Source organism: Pseudidiomarina donghaiensis (assembly GCF_900116895.1).
GTDB lineage: Bacteria > Pseudomonadota > Gammaproteobacteria > Enterobacterales > Alteromonadaceae > Pseudidiomarina > Pseudidiomarina donghaiensis.
Map to the genome: position 1 here is coordinate 546,432 of NZ_FPCF01000001.1, position 21,450 is coordinate 567,881.

Sequence of the window (21,450 nt, forward strand, 5' to 3'; positions counted from 1 at the left end):
GCAGGCTTCATTGTTGATTGCTCTGGCGGCTGTTCCTGTGGATTAGTGCATGCACAAGGTATTGCGCATGCACTTACGATTAAACATGAAGCGATCACCAGTGCTAATTTGCACGCCATGGCTGTTTCTCCGTCAGGTTAATACCCCGCCGCATGACCGTCTTTGCGGCTTTCTGAGGCTCCATAATACACGCCTTCTTCATGATTGCGCCAGATAGCTTGATAACCACCGTATGGGCCAACGGCTTCTTGCAAGGTATGACCCATTTTGATTAGCTCGCGGCGGGTGTGATCAGAAAAGCCGTTCTCAAGGCTAATGACACCGCCGTCGGTCATCACTTCACCCGTCGGCTGGCTTGAACCGGTGTGCAGAATACGCGGCGCGTCGCCGGCTTCTTGTAGGTTCATGCCAAAGTCGATCATGTTGATCAAAATTTGCGCGTGCATTTGTGGTTGCGTTGCACCGCCCATCACGCCGTAACTCATCAGTGGCTTACCGTCTTTGGTGACAAACGCCGGAATAATGGTATGAAACGGACGTTTGCCCGGCTCAAACACGTTGCGGTGGTTTTTATCAAGCGCAAATAATTCGCCGCGGTTTTGCAACACAAAGCCTAAACCGGTTGGCGTAACACCTGATCCCATCCCGCGGTAATTGCTCTGAATTAATGACACCATGTTGCCCTGGGCATCGGCGGTAGTTAAATAAATGGTATCGCCTTCGGTGGGCGGGTTACCAGGCTCGAATGATTTACCGGCGCGCTGCATGTTAATCAGCTTGGCACGCTGTTTGGCGTAATTTTTGTCCAGTAGCCCTTGAACCGGCACCTCATTAAAAGCCGGATCTGAATAATATTTTGCACGGTCTTCAAAGGCTAGCTTTTTGGCTTCGACAAACAAATGCACATATTCCGGGCTGTCGAATCCCATTTCTTTGAGGTTGTAGTTCTCAAGAATATTCAGAATTTGCTGCGCAGCAATGCCTTGAGTATTGGGCGGCAACTCCCACAGGTCATAGCCACGATAATTCGTTGATACGGGGTCTACCCAGGTAGAAGAGTGCTTCGCTAAGTCGTCATAGCTTAAAAAACCGCCGTGTTTTTCAACAAAGGCATCAATGGTTTTGGCAATGTTGCCTTTATAAAAAGCATCGCGGCCTTGTTCGGCGAGCAACCTATAGGTATTGGCTAAGTCAGGGTTTTTAAACAGTTTGCCTTTTTGCGGTGGCAAACCATTTTTCATAAATACCTCGGCAAAACCGGGTTGGTCTTTCAATACTTCAGCGTTGCGTTCAAAGTAATAAGCAATCACTTCGGTGACTGGAAAACCATTTTCGGCATAATGAATGGCTGGCGCTAGTACCTTGGCCATGGGCAGTTTGCCGAATTTATTGTGCAGCTCAAACCAGCCGTCAACGGCGCCAGGTACTGAAATAGGTAACACGCCACGGGCTGGAATTGCGTCATAGCCATTTTCAATAAAATAGTCGAGGCTAAGTGACTGCGGCGAGCGGCCGGAAGCATTTAAACCATGCAAGCGTTTGCCGTTGGCGTCCCACACAATGGCGTATAAGTCTCCGCCAATGCCGTTACCCGTTGGTTCAACCAACCCTAAAACGGCGTTGGCTGCAATAGCGGCATCAATGGCATTGCCGCCTGCTTGCATAATATCGAGCGCCACTTGGGTGGCTAATGGCTGGCTGGTTGCTGCCATAGCGCTTGGGGCCATGACCTCAGAGCGCGTGGCAAAATGATGACCGGTAATGCGGTCAGCGGCGCTGGCGCTCACGCTAGCTAAGCCGCAGCTAACGGCAAGCACACAACTGGCCAAGGCTAGCTTTGATTGTTCAACAAAGTACTTCATGGGGCAGACTCCAATCGCTTGAGGTATTACCCCACTATATGAAGTGTCGCGACTTTGAGCAATGCTGGTAGCCGCAGATATACAACCTACCGCCGACCTTAGGACACAAAAAAACCGCCTAGCGGCGGTTCTCTTGTATCTGGCGGAGAGAGAGGGATTCGAACCCTCGATACAGCCAAAAACCTTATAAGTTATTGATTTTATTGATTTCCTGAAGCCTTGATTTTCTTGCTACTGTACCACTTTTCTGTATCAAGCCTTAATTTTGTATATATCTCTTTTTTTGTCAAGCCGTAGGTGTCGTGAGCTTAGATGGGCTTGTATGAATATTATCACCCGAAAGGAACTATTTTTGTTGAACACCATCTAAAAAGGTGTTAATGGTAGAGGCGTAAGACAAATTGGATTATTTTGTTAAAGCAACTACAATTAACAGTGTGGTTGCTGTTTTTATAGTGATGTGGTATAATCCGCATCCGCTCACGGATGTATAAGAACAATTAGATAGAGAGCGAACGCATGAAAAAGGATGTTGAGGTAAGGAAAGAGGAAGTTTTAGAAACGCTTAGAGATGTTGTTGAATTTGCTCGAAGTGTATTACATCTACCCTTTCCGGTGTTGGAGGATTTAGACCCATCTTTTGGGTCAATGGCTAGATGGGCGGACTTATTAGCCTCCTTGTTTAAAGATAAGGAAGATGCAATACGAGAGTTTCGCCAAGCCGAAAAGATGGTAGACGCTCTCCGAGGAATATCGGAAGCAATCGTTGATAGGGATGACGGCGAGTTAATCGACTACATGGCAATTCTTGACCAGTTCTTGGATGACACCCGTAAGGGTTAAGAAGGTAATGTAATCGAGGGCAAGTAGGACAAGTAAAACGGCGAGGAGAATGTTATGAGCTTAAAAGATTATGAGTTAGCGATGTTTTACATCGAAAAAATCAAAGGCGAGCTCGACAAGATTGCGATGGCAGTTGGTCATCCGAGCTTCGATGAATATTTCGAAGCAAAAAAGGCTAAATTGCCAAAAGCAGCATAAGAAGCTTTAATGCACAAATTTCGAACCCAGCCATTGAGCTGGGTTTTTCTTTTTAAGGGGCATGTCGATTAACATTCTGGTCTTTTCGTTTAAAAAATTTTTTTTTGCCTTTTAATTCAATGAAAAGCTATCTCTCCCCCGTATACCCCACCCCTATGGGGAGGCTAAGCCCCTGTTTTAGCGTTCTCCAGCAAATCCCACCCCTATGATAAAGCCGCCGCAGTTGTGGTGGTCTTGTCGATACGTTGTCGGTGGCTAGTGGTTCTCTGGTCATTGGCTTGGTAGATAATGACTCAATAACAATCACGGTAACGGTGAGCTAACGGTTGTTTGTTAGTTACCAGTTACCTTGTCTTAGATTGATTAATTAACCATCAAACTAAGTGATTTCGACTGGTCTATAAACAGATGACTAGCCTTGTCTTAGTAATCATCAACCATCTACTAGCCAAGCATTGACCAAGCACTAGACCTCACTGACTTCATCGTATTGTCCTTTATCATTTATTCATTAACCAAGCAGACGCTGGGGGTGACTTAGCTATCTTAGAGACGACCTTAAGTCATTAGGGTATGGTTTAGAAAACCTTGAGCCTACCTAGCGTCCTCTTACGGAGGACTTCATGATTCATCAGTCAATTACACGTTCAAAACGTAACTACGAGTGGTCAAAGACACTATGTGAACACCATGATTTCTCTGAGTTTGTTCGAGATGTTTCTCTAGACACCAGCTCAGGGTTATCAGGTAGTGCAATAGATGACCTGTTTAGTGAGTGGTATCCAAGCATTAGCAACAGAGCTAAGCGTGGTACAAAGCAAGCCTTTCAGTCAGCCTTATTGAACATCGCTAATGCGCTGAGTGAAGCCGACAGATACCAAGAGCCTACTGGATTTCTCTGCTCTACGCTGAACAAGTACAAGCGAGAGATTAAGCGGTACAAAGACAACGATTTTAGCCGTGTACTCTTTTCATCGGTACTGAGAGATCTGGCTAATAGAGGCTTCCTAGAGCTATACCGAGGGTTTAAGGGCAAGAACCATATGAAAGGACTGCTCTCCCTTTGGTTGCCAACAGACAACGCTAGAGAGCTTCTCAGTGAACTTAGCGCCAGCTCTGAGGTAATACCATTTCACGATAGCATTGAGCCGATTGTGCTTAAAAGTGACGAGGGTGAACTCATCGACTACCGAGACAACGAAGAGACACGCTTAATGCGCTCAGAGCTAGAGCTATTGAATGAACTGAGAGAGTCAGTAACGTGGTCTTATCATCCTGCTGAACGCATTCATAGCGACACTGGTAAAGCGTTTCTAAGTGACCAATATGTGACGCTAGGCTCTCGTAATGTCCGCTTCAAACGCTCATTCAAGGGCTCATTCAGCATCGGTGGTCGGTACTATGGTAATGCTCAATGTCTGAGCAAGGCTGAGCGCTCGACTATCATCATTAATGGTGAGCCAATAACTGAGCAAGACATCAAGAGTATGCACGTTCGTATGCTCTACAACTATCTTGGCAAACCAGCGCCAGCCGATGGTTATGACATTGACGGATATGACCGAGAGACAGCCAAGAAAGTGGCTTTGATTGCGCTTAATGCTGACTCTGAGAAGTCCGCTGCTGGCGCTATCCGTCAGAGTTTAGGGTTTACCTCAGATGAGGCAAGGAAAGCCATAGAGAGCTTTAGGCAAGCCCATGAACCAATCGCTCAGTTCTTGTATTCGTCGAGTTGGAAGCAACTGCAATACTTAGATAGTGAGCTGGCAAGGGGAATACAGCTTAAAGCGGCTGAACAGGGGATTCCAGTGATACCCATTCACGATAGCTTTTTAGCTGGTGCGAGCAAAGCTGATACTCTAACTGAGATAATTCATAGCGAGTATGAGCAAAGGTTTGGCTATCGGCCTGTTGTCTGCTCTTAGCGATAACCCAAAAAGAGAGGCGCAATTTAGCGCCCCTCGTTTAGTTGTGACTTGCAACTAATTTATTTTGTCGAATCACTCTGGCCTAGAGCATTCGTTCATTAGGAGTTACTCGGATTCAATTTTCACTTAACCAACCTCGTAACCATCATGGTCAAAATCAGTATCTAGAACTACTAATCTGAGCTATCCAGTAAGGCACCGCCTTAGAGGAAAAGACACTGTCTCGTTCACTCATTCCCACTTACCTAGCTTGCCCCTCTCGGTTAAGACTGCTTGTTCTAGCAACCATTTGATTTGGGGGTATCCAAAAACGCTTCCAAAGAAACACTCCTCTGTTGGCATCGGATATTTGAATAATAGCCCAACTGGTTCGACCAGTCAAATCTTGTCCAGTGAATGCGTCGTGATGCTCTCGAAGTTTATTGCGAACAGACACGCACTGATTAGCGATACGCTTAGCTTCCTCAGTGTCACCACGAGTTAACGCTGTGAATGCTTCAACAACCACCATGTAGAACTTAACGTCTACCCACATGGCGTATGCGTAGAGTGCTTCTAGTGTTGCCCAAGTGTGGTTAGTGTTATAGCCGTTATCGTCATGCGTGTGACCAACCCGCAAATTTGCGGTATGGTTCAAATGAGTTCTGACTTTACTTCGCCACTCGCTAGGACGTTTGTTTTCTTTGTCAGAGACGAACACTCGCCAAATATCATTAAGGTCAAACATTCCGTCTTTATTGGAAACGATGGTTGCGGTTGTGTTGTTGATTCAAAGCGCCAGCTTCGGAATCTTGTTCAACTCTCGACTCATCAGCTCTAATGAATATTCACCGTAAGTATCCGCTACATCGCCTGAACTATGACCTGTAATTCTGTCGCTGATTTCTTTCGGGATGCCAACGTCACGAGCTATGGTCTTGAATGAATGTCTAAATCCGTGCATCGGCTTAGCGTTGCTACCCAACTTAAGTTCCTCTCGGAAGTATTCACCAAGCCATTTTGAGACTCGACCTGAGAAGCGTCCATCGCCACCTTGTTTGAGTTTCGGGAACACTCGACCATCACTCGGTTGTTGAGCAACATAATCCAAGAAACCAAGCTCTAACAGATGGACGTGAAGTGGCACTCTACGAACGCTAGACTTGTTCTTTACGCTCTTATCTGAGCTATCAGCGATGATGTGAATGTAAGCGATGTCGTTCTCTTGTTTGATGTCACGAACATAGAGCTGAGCTAGTTCTTCTACACGAGCGCCAGTGTAGTAGGCGAGTAATGGCAACCAATAGACGGCTTCACCGTAAACGCCAGTCTTAGGTCGGTGATTATCAGTAAAGATGCCACTAGAGAATATGCGTTTGAGTTGCTCAGCGTTGTATTGTTTCTGAGAGCCATCGTTTCGTTCATCAGCTAGCGTTAAGCGCTTGGTTGCTCCGTGAACAGGGTTGCTGGCGCACAACTCATTTTCAACGGCATATTCAAACAACGAGCTAACCGCCATGAGTTGCTTGCGAACGGTTTTAGGCGAAAGCAGGGTTAGACCTTTACGTTGAGCGAGGTCGATCTGCTCGTTTAATGGTCGACCTGCGACATCTCGTGTCGGTCTACTCGGTAGCTGTAACAATATCGCTCTGAATTCATTGATGTCTCGCTTTGTTACTTCAGCAATTGACTTGTCACCAGTGAACTCAATAAAGCGTTTTATGGCTATCGAGTAGTCTCTCAAGGTTTTATCTACCGTACGCTCGTTCTTCGTACTATGGAGCCGCATAGACACTTTGTAGCGTTCAAAGACAGAGGATATTTCGTCCTCTGTTTTTTTCTTATCACTGTATAAGCGCACGACATTAGGTGACTCAGTGTTTGACTGAGAAAGTTCAGCGTTTGCCATTGGTTGTAGCTGTGGCTCGGTTCCTGTTAACCGCACAAGGTCAATAACATCTTGGCGTAGCTTAGGGATGACCTCAGCGATAGCTTGAAGTAGCCGCTTGAACTGTTCACTGTCACGAGGAACAGCTCTGTTGGCTTCTCTGAATAGATTCTCAGCATCATCAGCGAATAACTCGTAAAGCTCAGCGTTTACATCAAGAGGTACTTCGCTGGCGCTTAGGTCATTTGCTAGGTTGACTGCGGTTGCCACTTCATCAGGCACAGCGTTGGCATAAACTTGCCACGCATTCAACCTAACTATCATCATGTCGTACTTAAGCATGTCATGAGTGCCAAGCGTAGGGCTATCCATCATGCGCTTAAGTTCTTGGTTGTAGTATCGTGCCGCTAGAATCTTGATGTCTCGTAGGTTCAGATTGTCGGGCTGAGTTAGAGCTTTTTCTTCGTATTGCTGGCGCTGTTGAACGACAAGCCGAGCTTTTTCAAACTCAGCGTCAATGCCAGCATATATCGTGGGGTATAACTTGCGAGCTTCGGCAAGACTCTTTGTACCAAGTGAGCGCTTGATTTCGTGCTTGCCGATAATTTCTCTAAGAGCTTTCGGAACAGCTCTACGGACTTGATAAACGCCCGTTTTCGGATGCTTATATGGTTGTGCCATAACACTCATTCTGTACCACCTTTCTGTACCACTCTTGTACATACTCAGGGTCAATAAATCACTGTTATATAAGCTAATCTTTGAAATTCAAAGACTTAATCAATCTGGCGGAGAGAGAGGGATTCGAACCCTCGATACGCTATTAACGTATACACACTTTCCAGGCGTGCTCCTTCAACCACTCGGACACCTCTCCTGAAGGTGGCGGTATGATAGGGAAAAGCCCTCGGTAAATCAACTGCGTTATTCGTTATTCGTCCGTTCGCTACGCTCACTGTTTGTATGCGCTTCGCGCTGTTCGGGGAAAACAACTACACGAACAGTGAAACGGACGAACAGCGAAGCGCACGAATAACGACTTAAGTCGAATGGGAAAAAAGCTCAGACGCGCTACATTATTGCCATAAGCAGTTACAAGGAACGAAATTATGAGCTACCCACGAGAATATGAGTCATCGCTACAACGCACTGAAGCTTTTTGGCTGAAGCAGGCCGGCAATTTGCATTGGTTTAAGGAACCAAGTCAAGCGTGCACGCTGAAACCAAATGGTATGGCCGACTGGTTTGCGAACGGCGAGTTGAATATGTCGTTTATGGCGCTTGATTATCATGTGGACAATGGTCGTGGTGACCAGTTGGCGCTTATTTATGACTCGCCGGTAACCGGAAGCAAGGCCAGGTACACCTATCGCGAGTTGCGTGATGCGGTGGCCACTTTTGCGGGGTTGTTGAAGAAGCAGCACGTGAAAAAAGGCGATCGGGTGGTGATTTATATGCCGATGATTCCGCAGGCGGCAATTGCCATGTTGGCTTGTGCACGTTTGGGGGCGGTGCATTCGGTGGTGTTTGGCGGTTTTGCGCCGCATGAGCTGGCGGTTCGTATTGATGATGCGCAACCGAAAGTGATTATTACCGCGTCATGCGGGGTGGAAGTGAACCGGGTATTGCCGTACAAACCTATGGTTGATAAGGCCATTGAGCTGGCGCAGCATAAGCCGGCGAATGTGATTGTATATCAACGTACGCAGTGTCAGGCCGAGCTGCAGCCGCCGCGTGACATTGATTGGCAGCAAGGTATTGAAGGTGTCACGCCGGCTGAGTGTGCGGTGATGCATGGTTCCGATCCGTTGTATGTGCTGTATACCTCGGGCACTACGGGCAAACCCAAAGGAGTAGTGCGTGATACCGGCGGCTATGCGGTTGCGCTGAAGTACTCTATGGACGTGGTTTACGGCATTAATCAAGGCCAAGTGATGTTTACGGCTTCTGATGTGGGTTGGGTGGTTGGCCATTCGTATATTGTGTATGGGCCTTTATTGGCCGGGGCGACCACCGTGCTGTACGAAGGCAAGCCAGTGCGTACCCCTGATGCTGGCGCATTTTGGCGGGTTTGTGCCGAGTATGGGGTGAATGTGTTGTTTTCGGCGCCAACGGCTTTTCGTGCGGTGAAAAAAGAAGACCCCGAAGGTAAATTCCTAGAACAGTATGATTTGTCGAAGCTAGAGCGTATTTACATGGCGGGCGAGCGTTTAGATCCGCCAACCTATGAATGGACGACGGAAATTACCGGCAAGCCAGTTTACGATCATTGGTGGCAAACTGAGTCGGGCTGGCCCATTTGTGCGAACCCTGTCGGCATTGCTGAACACCCGATTAAACCAGGCTCGGCCACCTTGCCGTTGCCGGGGTATGACGTTCGAATTTTAGATTACAAAGGCGCTGAAGTGGCGACCGGCGAGCAAGGAGCCGTCGCCATTAAATTGCCGCTTCCGCCAGGTTGTTTAACCACAATTTGGGGCGACGATGCGCGTTTTGAACAAGGTTATTTAAGCGAATTCAAAGGCTATTACAGCAGTGGTGACGGTGGCTACAAAGACGACGACGGTTATGTATTCATTATGGGGCGCACCGACGATGTCATTAACGTTGCTGGGCATCGTTTGTCGACCGGTGAAATGGAAGAAATATTAGCCAAAGACTCTGCGGTAGCTGAATGCGCCGTTATTGGTGTGCAGGACAGTTTAAAAGGCCAGGTGCCAGTGGGTTTAGTTATTACTAAAGATGGCGTAACCATAGCCGATAATGAATTAAGTGAGCGTCTGGTACAGTTGGTACGTGACGAAATTGGTGCGGTGGCCTGCTTGAAGCGAATTCTGGTTGTGCCACGGTTACCAAAAACGCGTTCGGGGAAAATTCTGCGGCGCGTTTTACGGCAATTGGCTGACGGCGAAGAAGTGGTGGTGCCATCAACCATTGATGACCCCACCTGCATTGACGAATTACGTGAACGTTTGAGCTAAACGCAAGGGTTATAGCTCATCGGCAGCATCGTTTTCTGGGCGTTTTTTAGAACGTTTAGCGGTGCTGCTTTTTTTTGCCTGTTGCACCATCGCAAGCTTGGCATCATCGTCCCAGCTTTTAATGTGCAAGTCGCGCTGAGGAAACGGAATTTCAATGTCATATTCTTCAAGCGACGTATGAATTTCCCACATAAATGCAGCTTTCACCGCACTTGGGCGGTTTACCGCTTCAGGTTTTAGCCACACGACAAGCTCAAAGTTTAGCGAACTGTCACCAAATTCAGTTAACCACACTTGGGGTGGGCGATGGCTACCGTCGTCAAGCGTGTGCGGTACTCGTTCAGCTGCTTCTAATACGGCTTTGCGTACCAATTCTTTGTCGGTACCGTACGCCACGCCAAATCCAACTTTTAAGCGGCGAATTGTGTCGCGCATGGTCCAGTTGGTCACGCGCCCAGCAACAAACTCTGAATTCGGCACAATAATGTCGATGTTGTCGTTGGTGGTAATTATGGTGCTGCGAATATTAATTTCTTTCACTTCGCCAGTAACACCCGACTCGAGCTCAACAAAGTCGCCAACTTTGAGTGTTTTCTCGAATAGCAACATAATACCGGCGGTAAAGTTGCTAATAAGATTTTGCAAGCCAAAACCGACACCCACACCCAAGGCACTGGCGAAAATTGCAAATTTAGTCAGGTCAATACCGATAGAGGCCACGGCAATCAAAAAACCGATAACCATCACCACATAATGAGTGATACGGGTGAGGGCATACACTGACGACTGCGCCATGGATTTGCGATACCCCGCAATACGGCGCAAGCCATTCTGTAGAAGTCGTGACGCAATATAGGTGACGATTAAAATAACCACCACGCGGAATACCGAGCCGTAAGTAATGGCGGTTTCGCCGACTTTAAATAGCTCGGTTTCTAGCCAACCGAATAGTTGGCTCACTTCAGTTAAAAACTGCTCCATGCAGAATTATCCCATTTGTGCCTGTAAATAGAGCTGTAGACCAAGTTTGTCGATAAGCTCAAGTTGTTGACGCAACCAGTATGCATGGTCTTCTTCGGTGTCGCGCAAAATGGTAATGAGCATATCGCGACTGACATAGTCACCGGCATTTTCACAGAATTTGATCACACTGCGCAAGGTGCGGGCATTGCCGTACTCAAGTTCAAGGTCGTTGGCTAGCATAGTCGGAACATCGGCACCGATAGCGTGCGGTTCGCGACCGTTCATGTTGGGCTTGCCGCCAAGAAATAAAATGCGGCGAATAAGTAAATCAGCGTGCCCGCGCTCATCGTCCACTTCGTGATTAATACGCTCATACAGCTTATTTAAGCCCATGTCTTCATAGATACGCGAATGCGCGGTGTACTGATCAATTGAGGTTAACTCATAGGCAAGCAGTTTGTTTAGTTGCTCAACCACAGCTTGATTATCTAAACTCATAACGACTCCTTTAGGTACAGATTAGCTATCGAGTTTGGTTTGCAAGTAATTCGCAACACCAATGCTGTCGATAAGATCGAGTTGAGTTTCAAGCCAATCTAAATGTTCTTCTTGTTGCTCAAGAATTTCGGTGAGCTCGTCGCGGCTCACGTAGTCTTGGGCGTCTTCACAAATTTTAATGGCGGCACGAATAGCCAGCACATCTTCGAGCTGTATTTTTTTATCAAGCTGCAGCATTTCGTGGGGGTCTTCGCCAATGAATAATTTACCGAGATCTTGCAGGTTCGGCAGGCCGCCTAAGAATAAAATACGCTCAATAATGTCATCGGCGTGCTTCATTTCGTAAATAGATGCTTTGTAAATGGCGCTGTTGAGCTCGCCAAAACCCCAATTCTTGTACATGCGGGCATGCAAAAAATATTGGTTGATCGCGGTTAATTTGCGGGTAAGAACTCGGTTAAGCTCTTGCAGGACGTGGCTATCGCCTTTCATGTGTACTGCTCCTTACTGTTATGTTTGATAACAGCTTAAGCGTAGCACACCTCGACTGGCAATAAAGTTTCTGATTTTAATCGTGCGTTGCGCTCGGCAACCGCGTCTTTGACGATGTCTTTCGCGCACTGGGTACAGCAGCCACACTGGCTTCCCACACCATATTGCTGGCGTAGTTCGCGCATGCTGCTCAAGCCATCGTCGACAGCGCGACGGATGGTTTTATCTGTGACACCTTTGCATAGACAAACGTACATGAATGACTCCGATTGAATGTACCACTAATGATAATACAAACGAGAATGATTCGCAAACAGAAAAGTGTAGCCCGGCGTTTTACGCCGGGACGTGGCGAAGCCACGGTTATTCTTGAATTCAAAGGCAACGTTCAGCAATCACGGCGCTGCGCGCCACCCGGCTTACACCGTTGTTCAATTCGACAATCACGGCGCTGCGCGCCACCCGGCGTGGAACGCCGGGCTACAGGCTAATGATGAGGAGGATGATGTGCAGGGCGGTGACGGTGAATGTTAGACGGCCGCGTAACTCCAGGTACCAAGCGTGTGTGCTATGTTTGCGGCGTTCGTAATTTAGCCAGAACAGGTGCAGCAGCGCGAGAATGCTGAGTGTGGCTAAGGTGGTGTCACAGGCTAACGGGAGGTTGTGAAACACCAATGTGGCGATGGCCGCAATGGAGGGTAACATGCTCCAGTGCAGGGCGCGGCTGTGATCGGTGTCGTCAGAGCGCATAACCAGGCCCCAATGAATACCACCGAGAAAGCTAAAAATAATAGCGCTATAAAGAATGAAAAGTTCAATGGCAAGCGGCGCCCAAAGATCGAGTAGCGCCGCTAAAGTAAGCCCAATAAACGGCAGCAAGCCGAGAAAGCCGAGTCGTTGTGCCGTGTATTGTGTGCTTAAATTCATGCCATAAATCCTGTTTGAATAAGGTAAAGGGTGTAGCCAATATAACAAGCCACAAAAATACCGCCATGAATACGATTAATGCGATTAGGCCGCTTGTTGGGGCGAAACGCGAAAATCAGCAGCATGAAGGTTAAGGCTGCCATGACCAGCCAGTCGCGGCTTAACACGAGCGGTTCTAGGTCAATGGGGTGTATGGCACCGGCAATACCTACCACCGCTAGCGTGTTAAACATGTTGGAGCCGATAACGTTGCCCAACGCGAGGTCGTGCTCGTTTTTACGTACCGCAGCAATTGCAGAGGCAAGCTCTGGCAATGATGTGCCTATGGCAACCACAGTTAAACCTATAATTAAGTCACTAACGCCAAGCGCGGTAGCGATATCAACGGCGCCCCACACCAATATACGCGAGCTAACAATAAGCAGGATCAAACCAATAACCAACCACATGACAGCGCGCCCAAGAGGCATACTATGGGCTTGAATTTCTTGGTCGAACTCGGTGCTTAGCGTGTCTTCTTTACCGGTCATGCCTTGGTAAATGCTCCAGCCCATGTAAAGCGCGAATACAGCTAATAGAATCCAAGCTTCAAGAGCCGTAATAACGCCGTCAACTAATGGCCAAGCTACCAAAATGGTAATGGCGATAAGAATCGGCGCTTCACGTTTTAACACTTGGCTAGCCACCGCAATTGGTGCTAACAATGCGGTAATGCCCAAAATTAAGGCAATATTAGTAATGTTCGAGCCAAAGGCGTTGCCTAAGGCAAGCCCTGGGTTACCTTGTGATGAAGCAAGGGCTGACACGACCATTTCTGGCGCGGAAGTACCAAAACCAATAATGACCATACCGATGAGTAATGCTGGCATGCCTAAGTGATTCGCGGTGGCGGCAGCGCCTTCAACGAATTTATCAGCGCTCCAAACCAGCAGAGCTAGGCCAAAAATAACGGCCAAAATGGGCAATAACATAGTATTCCTTGGTATTTTTTTTGAAGTTGGTCAATATTTTAACGCGAATAACTAGGGCTTGTGAATTCAATATAGAAGCGACTAGACTGAAATCATTGCAAAAACGAGGAATTAATATGACGGACAAGCAGTTAGCACGCCCTGAATTTATGATCGATAGTTGGGACTTTAGCGCTCACCCAGCGCAAGCTGTGGTCGAAAACTTTCATGAGCGGCAGCATTGTTGGTTCCATTTTCAGCGAAACTTGCCCGGGTTATCAGACTGGTTATTTGATGCAGGAATTCCGCAACCTGTTATAGAAGCGGTGCTTGAAGAAGATACTCGGCCGCGATTTGACCGCCTGACCGATGGATTTATTTTAATTTTACGAGGCGTAAACCTAGGCGAAGGTGAGCAACAAGAAGATATGGTGAGCTTGCGCTTGCTGTATTTCAAAGGAAACTTATACACCTTTCGTAAGCGCCCTGTGGCTTCGGTACAAGTTGTGCAGCGCATGCTTGAAGCGCAGCAAGGGCCGGAAAACCTAGCTGACTTTTTGTTGGTTTTAGTGGATGAAATGACCAACAAAATTGAGCAACTTCAAGACCTCATTGAAGCAGAAATGGAGCGGTTAGAAGATGACGAACAAGGCACGACCGCACAACGTCAACGTGATTTAACCATGCTGCACCGGCGATTGTTAAAGCTAACCCGTTTTGTGCGCCCGCAGCTGACTGCGTTAGACCGCCTAGCGGCTGATGCGCCGAAGTGGTTTGATGCGGAGTGGATACAGTGGCTGGTTAACGAGCGGGATAATACGCATCGTGAGCTGGAAAATATGGAGATGCTGCTGGAGCAAGTGTGGATGCTGCGTGAACACTTACAGCAAGACGTCGCGGAAAAAATGAATCGCAATACTTACTGGCTATCTATGGTAGCGGGAGTGTTCTTGCCTATTAGTTTTTTAACGGGCCTGTTCGGCATTAACATTGGCGGTATGCCAGGGGTAGAAGATGACCGCGCTTTTTGGATGTTCAGCGCGGCTTTAGGTGTTATTGCCGTGGTTGAATTCTTGCTACTACGCCGACTTCGCTTTTGGTAATACGCTGGGTAACGGCTGTACGGTAGGGGCTTGGTCATGAAACCCTGGTAGCTCACAATGATCAGCGGCAAACACCACTAAGTGATCAAATTCGGGGCGAAGACCAATGTCACTGCCGACACTAAAGCCTTCGTGAGAAGGGCTTAAGGTAAGAATTTCAATGCCGCTGGGTAGCTCTACCGTGTACAGATTGTGAGCCCCGCGAAAACCGCGTGCTTTAATCGTGCCGCGCAAACGCGAATTATCATCTGGCACCACATCGTCGGGGCGCACTAAGAAACTTACCGGGGTGCCGGCGGCAACTTGTTGCAAACTTGGGTGCTCAAGCATACCTAATGGCGAGGCTAGCGAACCTTCGGTATTCACGGTGCCTTGCAACAACACACCATGGCCAATAAAGTCGGCCACTAGCTGGTGGCGTGGCTGGTGATAAAGCTGATAGGGCGTGTCCCACTGTAATAATTCACCTTGATACATCACCCCGGCTTTGTCGGCCATCGCAAAAGCTTCTTGTTGGTCGTGCGTGACTAACAGCGCGGTAATACCTTCTTTTTTCAAAAGCTCGCGTACTTCAACGGCTAAACGCTCGCGTAATTCGGCATCTAAACTGGAAAACGGCTCGTCAAGCAGCAACAACCCCGGTTTTGGCGCCAGCGCACGCGCAAGAGCAATACGTTGTTGTTGGCCGCCCGATAATTCGTGCGGAAAGCGTTTGTGATAGCCTGGCAAGCCGACCCGATCAAGCAATTCGTCAACCCGTTGCCGACGTTCTTGCGAGGAGGCTTTGCGCATGCCAAAACTAATGTTGTCGGCCACGTTTAGATGCGGAAACAGCGCAAAGTCTTGAAATACCATACCTACACCGCGTTTTTCAGCTGGCAGCGTATAGTTGTTATTGGATACTTCGTTGCTGTCAATTTGAATGCTGCCGCTTTGCAGGTTTTGAAACCCGGCAATGGCGCGCAGCAAGGTGGTTTTTCCGCAGCCGCTTGGGCCTAATAGACAGCCTATTTCGCCTTGCTCCAGCATTAAGCTAACACCACGCACAATGTGTTGTGCGCCAAAACTAATGTGCATTTTATTAAGCTGTAACCGGGACAAAATCTTGCTCCTTCAAGGCAGATTGCTGCGATTTTAACATAGCGCGTGACAACAAAATAACCGGAATTAAGCCAACCAACACCATCATGAGTGCTGGCGGACCAGCATCGGCTAAGCGTTCATCTCCTGCCATTTCGTATGCGCGCACGGCAAGCGTATTAAAGTCAAATGGGCGCAGCACCAAGGTAGCCGGAAGCTCTTTGAGTACGTCTACGCCAACTAATATCAGCGCGGTAAATACGCTCGGTCGCAATAGCGGCAAATGAATTTTGCGCAGTACCTGAAATGGCGTGTAGCCCTGTATGCGTGCTGCTTCGTCCATGCTCGGGCGTATTTCTACTAGGCCGGCTTGAATGGTTTGCAATGACACACTTAAAAACCGCACTGCGTAGGCAAACAGGAGGGCAAACACGGTGCCTGACAACAATAAGCCCGGGTTATAGCCAAACCAAGCTTTGCTTAAGGCGATAATGCCGTGGTCGACACTGGTTAAGACCATGATTAAACCCACGGCAATAACTAGGCCAGGAATGGCATAACCTAAACCTGCAAAGGCCACGCTTGTGCGTACTAGGCGGGTCGGTATTTGGCGGCGGCCATAAGCTAACCACAAAGCGAGTACGACCACTAATAATGCGGCTAAAAACGCCAACCAGAAGCTATTAAACGTGAGTTGCCAGAAACTGGCCTGCAACCATACTTCAGAGCGCTCAATAGACCAGCTAGCCAACTGTAATGCGGGTAAAATAAAACCAAATACTAATGGCAACCAGCAGGCAATACTAGCCAACAAGGCTTTACCGCCGCGCAGTTCAAATGGCGGAGCAGGGCGGTTGCTGCGTTGATCGTAGCGCGCTTGACTGCGTGACCAACGCTCAATGAAAATGAGCAAAATAACCGCAACCAACAACATGGCGGCAAGTTGCAATGCGCCTTGCAAATCGCCAAGGCCATACCAGGTGCGGAAAATACCGGTGGTAAAGGTGGTTACCCCAAAGTATTGCACGGTACCGTAATCGGCTAGTGTTTCCATGAGCGCTAAGGTGGCACCGGTAACAATAGCGGGGCGCGCAAGCGGAATAGCGAGGCGCCAAAAACATTGCCAAGGGTTTAAGCCCAAACTGCGGCCGGCTTCAAGGGTGGTGGCCGACTGCTGTAAAAAGGTGGCGCGAGTAATTAAATACACATAAGGAAATAGCACTAAGCTTAATACCGCAATGGCACCGCCAAGGCTGCGAATTTGTGGGAACCAGTAGTCGCCGTAGCTCCAACCAAACCAGTCACGCAGTGCGCTTTGCACGGGCCCAGCAAAGTCGAGCATACCGGTGTAGGTGTACGCGGTAATGTAGGCCGGCATGGCCAACGGCAGTAGCAAGGCCCAGCTTAATAAGCGCTGCCCCGGAAACCGACAGGCGGTGGTGAGCCAAGCCGTGCCCACGCCTAGTGTGGTGACGCCGAATGCAACACCAATAAGCAGCCACAGCGAGTGGCGAATGTATTCAGGAACAACAGTTTGCCATAAATGGCTTAACGTAGAGAAATCTTGCGCTGTTGCTAATTGCAGCACTGACCAGCAGATAACTAGCAACGGCACGCCAATAATGACGGCCGTTGCTACCAGTGAAAACTGGCGCCAAATTTTGCTGCGCAACAACTGCAGCATTAACGCCAACCAGCTCGGTTCATTAATTTAACGGCGTCTGCGTTATTTTCGCCAAGGAATGTCATCGACAAGTCATCGGCTTTGAATTCGCCCCAAGCTTGCAAGGTTTCGCTCCACTCAACGCCTTCTACCGCAGGATATTCGTTGTTAGTGGCGGCATACCATGCCTGTGACTCAGCTGTCAGTAAGAACTCAATAAGTTGCTGAGCTGCAGCCTTGTTTTTCGCATGCTTGGTTACGCCAATACCAGACACGTTGACGTGTGTGCCAAAGCTGTCTTGGTTTGGCCAGAAAATTTTCAGCTTGCTAGCGGCTTCGCGTTGTTCTGCATCGTCACCGGTTTGCATCAGGCCGAAATAATAGGTGTTAGCAACGGCTAAATCACATACGCCAGCTGCAGCAGCTTTCAACTGGTCGCGGTCACCACCTACAGGTGGCTTGGCTAAGTTGTTGACTAAGCCTTCGGCCCAAGCTTCTGTCTTTTCTTCGCCCCAGTGCTCAATGAGCGCGGCGGTTAATGATTGGTTATAAATATTGTCTGACGAGCGAATACAAACTTTTTTGTTCCACTCTGGCTTCGCCAAGTCTTCGTAGCCATTCAACTGACTTGGGTCAACGCGATCGGCAGCATAGAAAATTGGGCGAGCACGTAAGCTCAAACCAACCCACAAATTATCAGTACCTTGCAGGTGATCCGGCACGCGGTTTAATACGGTATTTGAAGTGAGCGGTTGAAACACGCCAGCTTCAGCCGCACGGTGCAAATTACCGGCGTCTACGGTTAAAAACAAATCGGCTGGGGTGTTTTCCCCTTCGTTTTGTAGACGCGCCAACAGGGCATCGCCGCCGCCGGTTAGAAGACGTACTTCAATGCCAGTTTCTGCGGTAAACTTTTCGAGAACTGGTTTAATAAGCGCCTCTTTGCGCGCTGAATATACGTTAATAGTAGCAGCTTGTGCTACTGTTGCTGTTAAACTTGCAGCAATGGCTGTTAGGGTTAAAACTTTGCGTAGCATAGATAATTCCCTCGTTTTTGCCTCTTAAAGAATGAGTGAAGTATATCGAAAAAAGATAACGAACGATATTGATTCGCATTTGGTACCTACAAATAGTTTCGCGCAAATGAGAATTATTATCAACAACTAGATTGGAAATTTTTGGAAAAGGAAGCTTTATGTCGAACATGTCCGCATTAGCGCTTATCGGTGTGCTGTCTATTTTGTGTCAGTGGGGGGCCTGGCGCATGAAGGTGCCAGCTATTTTGCCGTTACTGATTATCGGTATTTTGGTCGGGCCCGTGCTGGGTATCATGAACCCCGACGCTATTTTTGGCGACATTCTGTTTCCGGTCGTATCGCTGTCGGTAGCGATTATTCTGTTCGAAGGCTCGCTGACCCTGAAGTTTGATGAAATTCGAGGCCATGGTCGCATGGTAACCAATTTGGTTAGTGTAGGCATGGTCATTACTTGGGTAGCTATTGCGATTGCCGCTTACTACCTTATTGGCTTTACGTGGGAGCTGGCTGCCTTATTTGGTGCCCTGGTGGTGGTTACGGGGCCGACGGTTATCATGCCAATGTTACGGTCGGTACGGCCACTTGCGCGGCTCGGCAATATTCTGCGCTGGGAAGGCATTATTATTGACCCTATTGGCGCATTACTGGCGGTATTGGTTTATGAGTTTATTGTTGCTAGTCAAGGCGCCGGTTGGTCACAAGCGCTACAAGCTTTTGCGACCACCATTGGAGTCGGTTTTGCACTGGGTTTTGCGGGCGGCAAGCTATTGGGCTGGGCGCTGCTGAAAAGTATTTTTCCGCATTATTTAAAAAATGTGGCCACCTTGGCGGTGGTACTTGGAGTATTTGCGGTTTCAAACGCGCTACAGCATGAGTCAGGCCTATTGACGGTAACCATTATGGGTATGGTTATGGCGAACATGCGTGGTCTAGACCTAGACGATATTCTGGAATTTAAAGAAACGCTCTCGGTACTGCTTATTTCTGGCTTGTTCATTATTTTGGCTGCGCGGCTGCAACCAGAAGCGTTTAACTCACTTGGTGTGCCGGCAATTATTCTGTTGGCGGTGATTATTTTTGTGGTGCGCCCGCTGAGTGTTTGGGTGTCAGCTATAGGTACGCAAACCACCTTTAAAGAAAAAGTGCTATTAAGCTGGATTGCGCCGCGCGGTATTGTTGCCGCGGCAGTTTCGGCGTTGTTTGCATTAAAAATGCAGCAAGGCGGGTGGGAGCAGGCTGAGTTGCTGGTGCCGCTGGTGTTCTTGGTTATTTTAAGTACCGTGGTGTTGCAAAGCTTAACTGCTAAACCTTTGGCGCATGCGCTTAAATTGCGTGAGCCACCGGCTCGCGGCTTCTTAATATTTGGCGCGAACCCAACCGCACGGCTAATTGCCAAGTCATTACAAGAAAACAAATTTCCAGTGCTATTGGCCGATACCAACTGGGAGCACATTAAGCAGGCTCGGATGGAGAATCTACCGGTGTATTTTGGTAACCCAACCTCGGAGCATGCCGAAAACAACATGGACTTAACTGGCATTGGCAACGTGTTAATCCTTTCGCCTTACCGCCAGTTGAACCCAGTCGTGGCGATGCATTTTATGGACTGGTTTGATGACGAGAAAATTTTTGCATTGCATAGTACTGATCACGACGCACCGGCCCGTAATCAATTGCCAGAAGTTTATCGTAAGCGATTGAAACTATTTGGAAAGGGCGTGACGTTTTCAAAGCTAGCAAGTTTAACGTTTCAGGGAGCAAGTGTGAAAACCACAGCGCTAACGGAGTCGTTTCACTATGACGATTATCAGGATCGCTATGGTAACAGAGCGTTACCCTTGTATGCCCTTGATGAACGTGGATTTTGTCACTTGTTTAGTGCCGATCAGACCTTTGAACCTAAGGCTGGCTGGCAAATTGTAGCGCTGGTAAGCCCGGAGCAGGAATCGGCTAATAGTTAGAAAAAATTTACACTAAATTAACTTGTAAAATAATTGCTTATAATTTTGTTGCTAAATTGTAATTGAAATGCAAAAAATCATCGATTACTATTGCGGCATGGAATTGAGTTTGTACTCAAGGATTGATACAACCTCGTCTGGACACGGATAGTCCTCCTCCCTTTTTAAATTACCGCTATCCATTTATACTGCGCTCATAGTCCTTCATGAACACCAAGCCGTGAGAGCCGCGCAGACATGTCCACATTGCATACCGTTGTTTCAAAGTTAACAGTCATTAGTTTGCTGATACTACTCACTGCTTGTGGGGCAGAACGTCAAGCGCCAGAGCAAGAGTTGCGGCTTCAGCAGGTTCGTGACATAGATCGGCAGCAATTACCTAGCGCCGGCTGGACGCTGTCTAATAGTGTTATTCAGCTGAGCTTTTGTCGCGATCGTATTAATACCGCGTTGTTAGCTGAGCGCGAAGAATTGCGCCGCTGGCGACTAGTCGGCGAAGCTTCTGTATTTCCGCCAGGGCGCGATGAAGGGCTGCAACAGTTGGCTGACTTATATATGAAGCACAATGTGCTGCTCTATCAGCTTTCTGGTAACTTTGGCAGCCAGGTATATCAACTTGCATATCGGCCGAATGAACCAGAGCCCAATATTTTTAACGCATTTGCTAAAATTGGTCGCGATAGCTCTATTTGTTATAGCTCACTCGACGCTAACGATTAACTAGGTGCTAATAGGTGTAACCATGACAGATTTACAGCAACATATTGAAGCGAAACTACAACGCGAATTGCAGCCTGCCTATCTCTCGGTAGTCAACGAAAGCCATATGCACGGTACCCCGAGCAATGACTCGCACTTTAAAGTGGTTGCGGTGTGTGAGCAATTTGACGGAATGCGATTGCTGCAACGACACCGTGCCATTAACAAGGTGTTGGCGGAGGAACTTGCCGGACCCGTGCACGCATTAGCACTACACGTTTATAGCCCGACTGAGTGGCAGCAATTACAACAGGTGCCAGACTCACCAGCTTGTCGGGGCGGTAGTAAGCTCGATAACAACTGATCACGCGCTTTGCTAACAGCTCAGATCACTTGTC

Annotated in this window: 20 protein-coding genes and 1 tRNA gene; 8 read left to right on the forward strand and 13 right to left on the reverse strand. The window is 48.1% G+C overall.

All coding sequences use genetic code 11. From position 1 onward, the window contains the following. Window positions 1–137: 137 nt before the first annotated feature. On the reverse strand, window positions 138–1,862 hold the full coding sequence (gene ggt / locus BM334_RS02595) for a gamma-glutamyltransferase (RefSeq protein ID WP_092837492.1): 1,725 nt from the start codon (window positions 1,860–1,862) through the stop codon (window positions 138–140). 519 nt (window positions 1,863–2,381) lie between these two features. Here ggt and BM334_RS02600 point away from each other — a divergent pair. The 3 genes from BM334_RS02600 to BM334_RS02605 all read left to right on the forward strand — a co-directional run bounded on the left by BM334_RS02600 (window position 2,382) and on the right by BM334_RS02605 (window position 4,828). Next, window positions 2,382–2,705: a hypothetical protein gene (locus tag BM334_RS02600; protein ID WP_092837495.1), complete on the forward strand. Its 324-nt coding sequence runs from the start codon at window positions 2,382–2,384 to the stop codon at window positions 2,703–2,705. Window positions 2,706–2,759: 54 nt separating this feature from the next. Further along, on the forward strand, window positions 2,760–2,903 hold the full coding sequence (locus BM334_RS12680) for a hypothetical protein (RefSeq protein WP_157981854.1): 144 nt from the start codon (window positions 2,760–2,762) through the stop codon (window positions 2,901–2,903). 623 nt (window positions 2,904–3,526) lie between these two features. After that, entirely contained in the window at window positions 3,527–4,828 is a 1,302-nt protein-coding gene (locus tag BM334_RS02605) for a hypothetical protein (protein WP_092837498.1), read from the forward strand. A 244-nt stretch (window positions 4,829–5,072) separates the two neighbouring features. Here the strand turns inward: BM334_RS02605 and BM334_RS02610 are convergent, their stop codons facing one another. The 3 genes from BM334_RS02610 to BM334_RS02620 all read right to left on the reverse strand — a co-directional run bounded on the left by BM334_RS02610 (window position 5,073) and on the right by BM334_RS02620 (window position 7,575). Continuing rightward, a complete protein-coding gene (locus BM334_RS02610) occupies window positions 5,073–5,600 on the reverse strand; it encodes a KilA-N domain-containing protein (protein WP_305728254.1) in 528 nt (175 codons plus the stop codon). After that, on the reverse strand, window positions 5,601–7,388 hold the full coding sequence (locus BM334_RS02615) for a site-specific integrase (protein ID WP_157981855.1): 1,788 nt from the start codon (window positions 7,386–7,388) through the stop codon (window positions 5,601–5,603). A gap of 96 nt (window positions 7,389–7,484) precedes the next feature. Next, window positions 7,485–7,575: transfer RNA gene (locus tag BM334_RS02620), tRNA-Ser, on the reverse strand. 232 nt (window positions 7,576–7,807) lie between these two features. Between BM334_RS02620 and BM334_RS02625 the strand changes: the two genes are divergently transcribed. Beyond that, a complete protein-coding gene (locus BM334_RS02625) occupies window positions 7,808–9,679 on the forward strand; it encodes an acetate--CoA ligase (protein WP_092837507.1) in 1,872 nt (623 codons plus the stop codon). 9 nt (window positions 9,680–9,688) lie between these two features. Here BM334_RS02625 and BM334_RS02630 read toward each other — a convergent pair whose 3' ends face one another. From BM334_RS02630 to BM334_RS02660, 6 genes are all read right to left on the reverse strand, one after another. Then, window positions 9,689–10,660: a mechanosensitive ion channel family protein gene (locus BM334_RS02630; RefSeq protein WP_092837510.1), complete on the reverse strand. Its 972-nt coding sequence runs from the start codon at window positions 10,658–10,660 to the stop codon at window positions 9,689–9,691. Between the two features lie 6 nt (window positions 10,661–10,666). After that, a complete protein-coding gene (bfr, locus tag BM334_RS02635; RefSeq protein ID WP_055438389.1) occupies window positions 10,667–11,140 on the reverse strand; it encodes a bacterioferritin in 474 nt (157 codons plus the stop codon). A 21-nt stretch (window positions 11,141–11,161) separates the two neighbouring features. Next, window positions 11,162–11,632, reverse strand: a complete 471-nt coding sequence (gene bfr, locus BM334_RS02640; RefSeq protein ID WP_092837513.1) for a bacterioferritin — start codon at window positions 11,630–11,632, stop codon at window positions 11,162–11,164. A gap of 35 nt (window positions 11,633–11,667) precedes the next feature. Continuing rightward, a complete protein-coding gene (locus BM334_RS02645; protein WP_092837516.1) occupies window positions 11,668–11,889 on the reverse strand; it encodes a bacterioferritin-associated ferredoxin in 222 nt (73 codons plus the stop codon). A 223-nt stretch (window positions 11,890–12,112) separates the two neighbouring features. Beyond that, window positions 12,113–12,559: a DUF3429 domain-containing protein gene (locus BM334_RS02655; protein WP_092837523.1), complete on the reverse strand. Its 447-nt coding sequence runs from the start codon at window positions 12,557–12,559 to the stop codon at window positions 12,113–12,115. Continuing rightward, the gene (locus tag BM334_RS02660) at window positions 12,556–13,530 is read right to left on the reverse strand and encodes a calcium/sodium antiporter (RefSeq protein WP_092837526.1); all 975 of its coding nucleotides are present in this window, start codon (window positions 13,528–13,530) and stop codon (window positions 12,556–12,558) included. Before BM334_RS02660 ends, BM334_RS02655 begins: the two co-directional genes overlap by 4 nt. 116 nt (window positions 13,531–13,646) lie before the next feature. Between BM334_RS02660 and BM334_RS02665 the strand changes: the two genes are divergently transcribed. Next, on the forward strand, window positions 13,647–14,612 hold the full coding sequence (locus BM334_RS02665; protein WP_092837529.1) for a CorA family divalent cation transporter: 966 nt from the start codon (window positions 13,647–13,649) through the stop codon (window positions 14,610–14,612). On the opposite strand, the gene BM334_RS02670 is transcribed toward BM334_RS02665, so the two are convergent. From BM334_RS02670 to BM334_RS02680, 3 genes are read right to left on the reverse strand one after another with little or no spacing between them, the layout of a single operon-like run. Continuing rightward, complete coding sequence (locus BM334_RS02670; RefSeq protein ID WP_092837532.1) at window positions 14,589–15,689, reverse strand: ABC transporter ATP-binding protein; 1,101 nt, start codon at window positions 15,687–15,689, stop codon at window positions 14,589–14,591. The genes BM334_RS02665 and BM334_RS02670 overlap by 24 nt on opposite strands. Window positions 15,690–15,693: 4 nt before the next feature. Then, window positions 15,694–17,376 (reverse strand): ABC transporter permease, encoded by a 1,683-nt coding sequence (locus BM334_RS02675; protein WP_092837535.1) that lies wholly within the window; start codon window positions 17,374–17,376, stop codon window positions 15,694–15,696. Then, window positions 17,376–18,392, reverse strand: coding sequence for a Fe(3+) ABC transporter substrate-binding protein (locus BM334_RS02680; RefSeq protein WP_092837538.1), 1,017 nt, complete (start codon window positions 18,390–18,392; stop codon window positions 17,376–17,378). Before BM334_RS02680 ends, BM334_RS02675 begins: the two co-directional genes overlap by 1 nt. 158 nt (window positions 18,393–18,550) lie before the next feature. Here BM334_RS02680 and BM334_RS02685 point away from each other — a divergent pair, with 158 nt between their 5' ends. The 3 genes from BM334_RS02685 to BM334_RS02695 all read left to right on the forward strand — a co-directional run bounded on the left by BM334_RS02685 (window position 18,551) and on the right by BM334_RS02695 (window position 21,416). Next, entirely contained in the window at window positions 18,551–20,353 is a 1,803-nt protein-coding gene (locus BM334_RS02685; protein ID WP_092837541.1) for a cation:proton antiporter, read from the forward strand. A 237-nt stretch (window positions 20,354–20,590) separates the two neighbouring features. Further along, entirely contained in the window at window positions 20,591–21,073 is a 483-nt protein-coding gene (locus BM334_RS02690) for a hypothetical protein (RefSeq protein WP_092837544.1), read from the forward strand. 22 nt (window positions 21,074–21,095) lie between these two features. Continuing rightward, the gene (locus BM334_RS02695) at window positions 21,096–21,416 is read left to right on the forward strand and encodes a BolA/IbaG family iron-sulfur metabolism protein (protein ID WP_092837547.1); all 321 of its coding nucleotides are present in this window, start codon (window positions 21,096–21,098) and stop codon (window positions 21,414–21,416) included. The last annotated feature ends 34 nt before the right edge of the window (window positions 21,417–21,450 follow it).